Annotated in this window: 6 protein-coding genes; all 6 read right to left on the bottom strand. The window is 42.5% G+C overall.

Going from position 1 to position 7,855, the window contains the following annotated elements; all coding sequences use genetic code 11:
* Window positions 1-2,205 (bottom strand): hypothetical protein (locus F6J94_RS07540; protein WP_293038728.1); only part of this gene is annotated, 2,205 nt, incomplete at its 3' end.
* A 374-nt stretch (window positions 2,206-2,579) separates the two neighbouring features.
* Window positions 2,580-3,230, bottom strand: a complete 651-nt coding sequence (locus F6J94_RS07535) for a class I SAM-dependent methyltransferase (protein ID WP_293038726.1) — start codon at window positions 3,228-3,230, stop codon at window positions 2,580-2,582.
* A 192-nt stretch (window positions 3,231-3,422) separates the two neighbouring features.
* Window positions 3,423-3,830 (bottom strand): DUF6326 family protein, encoded by a 408-nt coding sequence (locus tag F6J94_RS07530; protein ID WP_293038724.1) that lies wholly within the window; start codon window positions 3,828-3,830, stop codon window positions 3,423-3,425.
* Window positions 3,831-3,909: 79 nt separating this feature from the next.
* A complete protein-coding gene (locus F6J94_RS07525; protein ID WP_293038722.1) occupies window positions 3,910-4,764 on the bottom strand; it encodes a MerR family transcriptional regulator in 855 nt (284 codons plus the stop codon).
* A 327-nt stretch (window positions 4,765-5,091) separates the two neighbouring features.
* Complete coding sequence (locus F6J94_RS07520) at window positions 5,092-5,946, bottom strand: hypothetical protein (RefSeq protein WP_293038720.1); 855 nt, start codon at window positions 5,944-5,946, stop codon at window positions 5,092-5,094.
* Window positions 5,947-6,268: 322 nt separating this feature from the next.
* Window positions 6,269-7,798 carry a hypothetical protein gene (locus F6J94_RS07515; protein WP_293038718.1) on the bottom strand — a complete coding sequence of 510 codons (1,530 nt, stop codon included), beginning with the start codon at window positions 7,796-7,798 and terminating at the stop codon, window positions 6,269-6,271.
* Window positions 7,799-7,855 lie beyond the last annotated feature (57 nt).

The following is a 7,855-nucleotide window of genomic DNA, read 5'->3' as shown; positions in this document are numbered from 1 at the left end:
GAAAGCTTCTTCTAAAGCGATTGACTCAGGATATTGTACAGAATCTGGAGTATCCCACCGAGTAGTATTCAATAATTGGTTTACCTTAGAATTCTTGAACTGGGTATCAACCAATTCTGAATCCTCTAACTGATCATCTGTCTGAGATTCATCAATCTCACTAATCTCAATAGTTTGGATTGGCTCAGATTCCGTTAGGGAATTACTCAGCACTTCAGAAGCATCATTATAATTAGATAAGACTTCAGACTTTATCTGTAAATTACTATCTTCATTAGTATCTTCAGCACTATCTTCCGACTGTTCTACTGTGTTTTGAAGTACTGTGTCTTGAAGTACTCTTTCTTGAACTACTGTGTCTTGAAGCACTGTTTCTTGAGGCTGTAACTCTGACCCAGTATCTTGCTGTCGATTATCTAGTTCTGGATTGGCTGTAGTGGAGGATTCTTGATCATCTAGGGAAACTGACTCAGATGCTTTAGAGTCATGTTGGACGTCTTCGTCCTGTGCCTCAGGTTCAGCAACCGACTGCATTGTAGGAAAATTCGGCAATTTGATAGATTTAACAGTTATGTCACTCGGCTGATGCTGGTAAAGTTTTGGTGGTAAAGACCGTCCAGAGATAGGTTGCAAGAACAGAGATGGATGGTTTTGGGGTAACTCAACCAGATCCAGCGTAGTCTGCTCTAAGGGGTCTTCATCTAATAATAGAAGGTCTTGATCAGGTTGATCAGGTTTGGCAGATTGAGCGATCCGATTAGCCAGTACGACCATGGTTTCCATGGGCATCCCCTGATTCCCTGGCACAATTACTTCTAATAAATCCTCTACATTAGCTGTGACAGTAAATTGTTGAGTAGCTAAAGCAGTTGACTTTGAGTTATAAAGGGTTATTTTTCCTAAAATTAGACCACTTTGGCAATCCGTTGGAATATCTAGACTATGGCTAAATCCCAAATCCTGTTGAGATAGGGAGTACTCAATATCTAACAAACGTTTTCCTGTTTGAGGAAACCGCAATTGATAGCGTAGGGTAGCAGGGAATAGGGTTTCTAAAACACGAACCGTTATAGCATCATCCTGGTTATCTACTACCAATTCCCCTTTGATAGTCAAAGACTCTCCTCGCCTTGCCAGGAAAATTTCCTTATCTAGTTTTAGGGTTAAACCGTACTTATTAACCTCTGTATCTGAAACCCAATCTGAATCAGAGGTTTTTCTTAGCTGTTGGTTATCTTCAGATTCCGTATCTTCCAACTCATCCAATACTGGCTGAAGCACCTGTTGTAGTAGTTGCTCCAAAGTCTCCAGAGATTCCTCCATGATGGAATTCTCAACGGTCGATTGGAGTTGTAGGTCTTCCGAGATAGTTTCTATTGGTTGTTGGTTGGTTTTTGGTTGTTGATTGGTTTCAGGATTAACAGGTGCCTCTGAGTAAACCTCTTCTACCTCTTCCAAAACCGTCTCTTGGCTAGGACTAGATTCCTGTTGGCTAACCCCAATTGCTGCTTGGGCTTGGTCAACAGGTAACTCTGGCGCAGCAATGGTTATGGGTTGTTCCTCTGGTGGTGTTATCTGACTCTGGTACTCCTGAGGGTTAGAAAACTCTGATCTAGCATCTGAGCTAGCATCTGAGCTAGTATCTGAGCTAGCATCTGTTGCTTTCAGGTCATTAGCAATAGTATTGGTGGAGGGAGAATCAACAACTAGCTCAGGTGTAGTCAGGGAATTGTTTATTTGAGGCGGCTGAGTATCAGTTTGGGTTGCTTCTACTGGGGTGGATTCTACTGAGGTGACTTCTGCTACTGATGAGGATACAGAGGTTTTAGGGGGTGTCTCTACATCTTGGATTTCGGGTATGACTTGTAGCGCTAAGGATTTTCGCCAGGACTGACCCAGAAAATCATCCATGATATCGTTACTGCAACGTAACTTCCACAGACCAGGTTTAAGCTTGGTGAAAGGAATCACCACCATTAACCCTTCTGAGTTGGTGCGACGCCATCGCCTCTGGGACTTGCGTCTGGGGGGCACTTGCTCTGTGCTATCATAGCTGACGCAAATTTCTACATCAGTATTGGGCAGGTTGGAACGAGCCACTATCCGATACCGACCGGATTCAATCTCGATCTCAGAAGACTTGATTGGCTTCCAGGAGCGCTCCCCCTCTTTCTGTAGTAGAAATTCCCAGTACTTCTTAGCCATTGTCGATATCTATGACCCAAAGACCTGCTAATGGACTTGATTGCTTTTCCAATTAGCTTACACTTTAAGTCGAGTATTTTGCTTATCCCCACCCTCGGGATTTGTCAAGCACCGGATTCGACAGAGTGACTGACATCTACTCGGTTTAAGGGGATAAGAAAGCTATACCACAAAATTAACCTTTAAGATGTGCCTGTTGATACTAAATTTTAGGGCTAATCTTAAGGATTATTCTAAGTCTCAGAGATGGCCTGTCTGAAGTGCCTAATCGCTTCAACTTTGGGAGCCATTATCAGACGTTGACTGGTGATTATCACTCTTGAGGAATTCGTCTCGATCAGCACCAACCAGGATATCATTGGCTACGTTCCTAATTAACAGTTGAAATTAATCGCTTCTACCAGTGCCTTCTTCCCCACAATAAACACCGCTTTGCCTTTGCTCGGTTGCCAATGGTAGTCAATCGCGAAACCGCCATTGGTCAAACTGTCTAACAATTCTTTTGTCGTAAAAACCTTAACCAACGGTATTAAACCCAAGAATTTTCCAATCGGCGCGACGATATTAAACCACTTCATGGTATCTCCGAGACAAGCTGTACTGGTGACTAAAATTCCGCCTGGTTTGAGCATCTTGTGAACCTTGGCGATCGCTTTTTCTTTGTCTTCTAGTAAGTGCAAAATACTCAGTGCTAACACCACATCAAAGGTTTCATCGGCCACAGTTAATTCTTCGATAGTCAATTGTTCAAAGGTAACATTGTTGATGTTGTTTTCCTCAGCTTTACCTTGGGCTATTTCAATCATTTTGGATGAGATATCTATGGCGCGAATATGTTTAACGTAGGGTGCGTGAATGATAGCGGTCGATCCCGTCCCGCAGCCAAACTCCAGAACTTCCATCTCTGGCTTAAAGTATTCCTGTGTGACTTGTAGTTTTTTCTGGTAAGCTGCTTCATCAGCAATGGGTTGTTTGGCATAGCCTTCTGCGATTTTGTCATAAAATTTAGCTGAGTGTTTCATCATAATCCCTGATTATTTAACTGATTGATTTCTATAAATATCTACCTCTAAGGCATGACTATTCATTGAACATTTAACATTCATCGGGAGACTTTGCGACGAAGGCGACTTGATAAAGTTCATTGGTAAAGCGCCCTGCAAGCAAGCCCCGAACCAATAAATGTTAAACGATCAATGAATTAAAGATGGCATGACTCATGCATCCTGTTTATGCCACTTCCATGCATACCAGACAATTAGTGACAGAGACAGAACTTCTATAGTTGAAAAAAACATATCGTCAAGATCTTTCGGTCCAATACCGATAACAAACGCAATAGTGATTGCACCTGCGATCATGTTTGCCCAGCGATTTAATCGATAGTTCAATATCCGAGACAAGAGAACCATAGAAATCGGAATCTCCACTATGATCGAGCCTACTAACAACATTCCGTCAGTTACTTGAGTACCATTGACGATTCCTGTCATGATTTGTTCTAAAAGCCCTGGTCTAAAGAACTCATGAATATCTCGGAAAATCATATTCAATAGGAAAAATATCCATAATGTAGAAAGTAAAGCTTTTCTATCTATTCCGATGGTCTTTTTGTTATAAATCATTTCGATACTCCTGTTTTTGAACACTATTGCTTAGTTTGATGGCATTGCCATTTGGATCTATATCTTGCTCATTTCAGACCTAGTTTATCGATCGCAAGTCCAGATCTACTGTTCGCTTGCGGATCGGAAATTGAATTTCCATCACAAAGTCCGAATCACCTGGTTGTTTGGGCAATTCCAGAAAGACTAGTCGCACCGGACCAGCGAAAGCATAGTGATTGGCTTCTACCCATTCGCCGATCGCGTTGTACCCCAGAAGCTTGGCACAAGAATTCGTAGGAGGAATAAATGTTGCCATTGTTGCCGATGGAAGTGATCGCGGATCGAGGGTCATACCGTCATAGGTAGTAAGGGAAGCACGATCGGTCTTATAAAGCAAGCGTCCCAGTTCAACATCAATGCGATCGCTGCTTACTCCATCCCCATGAAGGACAATCGTCATCGGTCCATAGGTGGTATTATTGTCCCCAGGAAGAGCGTTCATCACAGACCAGAAGAAATCATCTGGTGACTCACCCGTTGATAAGATCTTGCGTATTCCGATAAGCTGTTGTTGGGGGACTTGCTTCACCACCACATCACGCACATGGGTAGCACGATCTTTAATTTGCTTTAAGCGTGATTCAATTGTGCGAATGCGTTTGAGTTCATCGAGCACCTGTTGCTCTAACTCGGCTTTTTTCATCAACAACATACCCTGAATTTCTTCGAGGGAGATATCATCTTTGATGAATCGTCGGATTTGATCCAACGATAACCCCAATTCTTTGAGGGCGAGAATGCGGTTGAGTGTGGGCAATTGGGTTGCGCTGTAGTAACGATGACCACTGGCAGGATCAACGAACATCGGTTGAAACAGACCAATCTGATCGTAGTAGCGCAGTAAACGCTTAGAAACCTGAGCGATCCTAGAAAATTCCCCAATGCTGTACATGATGTTTTCGTTTCGTTTTTTCTAGATATTCATCAACATAGAGGGTGACGTAGCGTAAAGATCAAGGAAGATGAAAAATTTTTAACAAATCTCGCGGAATTCCCCACTGGTCTGCACGCTGGAGATTGATAACCGGATAATGATGAAGCACACCCCTTGTGGGTGTGCTTCATCATTATCAATCTTTGGTTTTGGTAGACGACCGGTGTAGTCTTCAATGTTCACCAGAAATGTTCACCAGAGAAAGCCTAATTCATGAATTTGCGATCGCAAACTCTATCAATAGTATCTTTCCTTACCAGATTAGCAAGATTGTCTCCTCTTCAACTATTGAACATTTGTCACCTTACCGAGACGAGTAAAGCGAATTTCAATCCTGCGCCTAGTTTGATCATCCTTTAAACTAATCGGAGCAATTTGTCCATTAGGTAAAATTAACTGGGCTGCAGAATAAGCCCGAAATTGCAGCCCCTTGAGCCGCCCTTCCTTAGCTTGAATCTCACGGAGTAATTGCACAACTGCCAAAGCTCGCATCAGTCCTAAATCAGCATTAGATCCTGGTCTAAGTTGACTGATAGAGGAATTTTTATTAACCACATTCCCAATAGTTTGGTCGATATTGCTACCACCAAGATTAGGTTGACCATCTGTGTGACCAATCAGTTCTACTACATTAATTTCATAGTCTTTGGCATTGCTTTCAATAGCAGGGACAATTTGCTGCCGAATATAGTCTTTCATGGCTGAGGGAATTTGCGCACTACCGGAATCAAATCGGTAATCCCCCTGATCTTTGATTACAATAATCGGAGGTGTATCTGGTGGTTTTGGTGCTGCAGCAATCTGTACCTGCAAAGACCTAACCTGCTGTTCTAGTGCCTTTTCGCGGACAGTTGAGCGCTTTGCCCTAGCTCTCCAAACCGCTACGCCACGCTCAAGTTGATCAACCCGAGCTGCCTTAGCTCGTAATTCGGCATTCTCCCTTGCTAATTGCACCACTTCATCTTCACTTCTGGTGAGATCATCAATGGTTGATTCTAAGGCAGTTTGTGCCAGCACAGACTTCAGGATAGACAGCAACAAAAATAAGATCAGGATCATGAAGGCATTAGACATTAAGTCTGTAAAAGCTGGCCAGAGATTTATCTCTTCATTCCAATCATTATTTCGTGAACGACGCATTTTATCAATTCTCTGTCAATCTTATAATTACTATTAATCATTTGCTGTAAGCATTCAGCTATCAGCATTCAGCTATCAGCATTCAGCTATCAGCATTCAGTTATCAGCTATCAGCATTCAGTTATCAGTTATCAGCATTCAGCTATCAGCTTATGGGCTAAGGGCATATGCTTATATGGGCAAATTCCCAGACTTTCTCGAACTATTAAATTCTCACGCTTAGAGGTTTATTTTAAGCTGAACGCGCACGCGTGAGCTTTTAGCTGACGGCTAACAGCTGACGGCTGACAGCTGAAGGCTGACAGCTAAGGATTTGCCAGGTTTATCGTTCACTGCTCAAACGCCTGACTAGCTCTCCTACAGTCATATCTTGAGTTATGCGAGTTGAACCATCGATTTGATTGGACTCAGTCAGTTTTTGGCTAATCTTAGCAATTTCCTGATTGGTGTTATTGAGATGATTGACAACTTTTTCAAGATTGTGTCGCATAATTTCATAATTATGCTGGTCAGTATTAGCTTGCTGAGTAATACTTTGATCAAGGCGATCGCCTAAAGCCTGAATTCCCAGACTTACTCCTTCGGTATAGCTTTTAACATTTGACACTAACTTAGCCAATTCAGCCTGAACGTCACTCAAGCTATCAGTTCGAGAAACAATCCGTTGCTCTAATTGATCAAGCCGAGCGATCGCTGACTGAAATCCCTGTGCTCCTTGCTGAAGTTGGGGGATAATCTTCCCTAGGGCTTGTTGACTGTGATGATGCTGTTTTACTACATCTATAGAAGATTGTCTGAGGGCACTGATTTCTTCTGCCAATTTTACCAACTTAACCCCATGAAGTTGAAGTTCAGCCATTGCTACTCCCATCCCTTGCACTGATTGCGCTAACATACTGGCTGACTCAGAGAAACTGCTTTGGGTTCTAGTTAAATCTACTGTAGCCTTAGATAATTTTTGAGGAAACTGGCTATGCTCGAAGGTTTGAGCAACTTGGGTAAATTGAGCAGCAGCTAGTTGAAATTCCTCAGCACTTCTAGCGATAGTACTAGCAGCTTGGAAGAATCTATTGTAAGAACTTTCTGCTAGTTTAAGCACTTGAGTGTTAGCATCAGCAATTTCTTGAACTTTTTCTCGTAGTGATGATTCCACTGCCTCTCGAACAGTCTGACCAAATCTCGCCAAAAAGCTTTCAAAGATATTGGACATCCCCTGAACTAATACATCCAGGCGTGTTTGCCCTGCTAAACTCGGCTGATAAATATTATCCAAGTAATCTTCTAAGTAACTAATTAGATTGTTTTTCGCTAGCCCTGTATTGAAGGCGACGTTAATTACCGTTAAGACAGCACTAAAAAAGATAGCGGTTAAGCTAGTGGTAAAAGCAATCCCCATCCCTTCTAGGGGTTGCTGTAATTGGTTAACTAAAGTATTGATATCGGTAGCATCAGATTGACTGATTGTTTGACTGAGTGCTAACAAATTGATGGTGATGCCGATAAAGGTACCTAGTAAGCCAAAGGATAACAGTAAGCTAGGCATAATCCGACCAATGTAATCAATTTGGTCACAAGATATGCCAACAACTTTCTCGTGGCTGTAGGCTTGGTCAATTAATGCGCCTGTATTGACCTGCTCTAAATGTCGGCTAGCATCTGAGAACCGTCTTTCTAGCTCCTCTACAATTCTGGGTTTTTTCCCACGAGGCTGTCCATGGATTAGTCTTCTTACTCGCTTCCCTAGGGATAAAAGATGGGTATGGAGAGCAAAACGTAGTAAAATTACGAATACTGATGGGATTACCACCAGTACTACAGTCAGGGCAATTAAGTAATCAGGTATTGGTAGCATAGCAGCAGCTGGGGAACTCTACAGGTGAAATGGTAGCGCAGCATCCTCAGGATGGTG

It is taken from the genome of Moorena sp. SIO1F2, assembly GCF_010672755.1.
GTDB lineage: Bacteria > Cyanobacteriota > Cyanobacteriia > Cyanobacteriales > Coleofasciculaceae > Moorena.
This window is presented reverse-complemented; position numbering and strand designations above follow the sequence as displayed.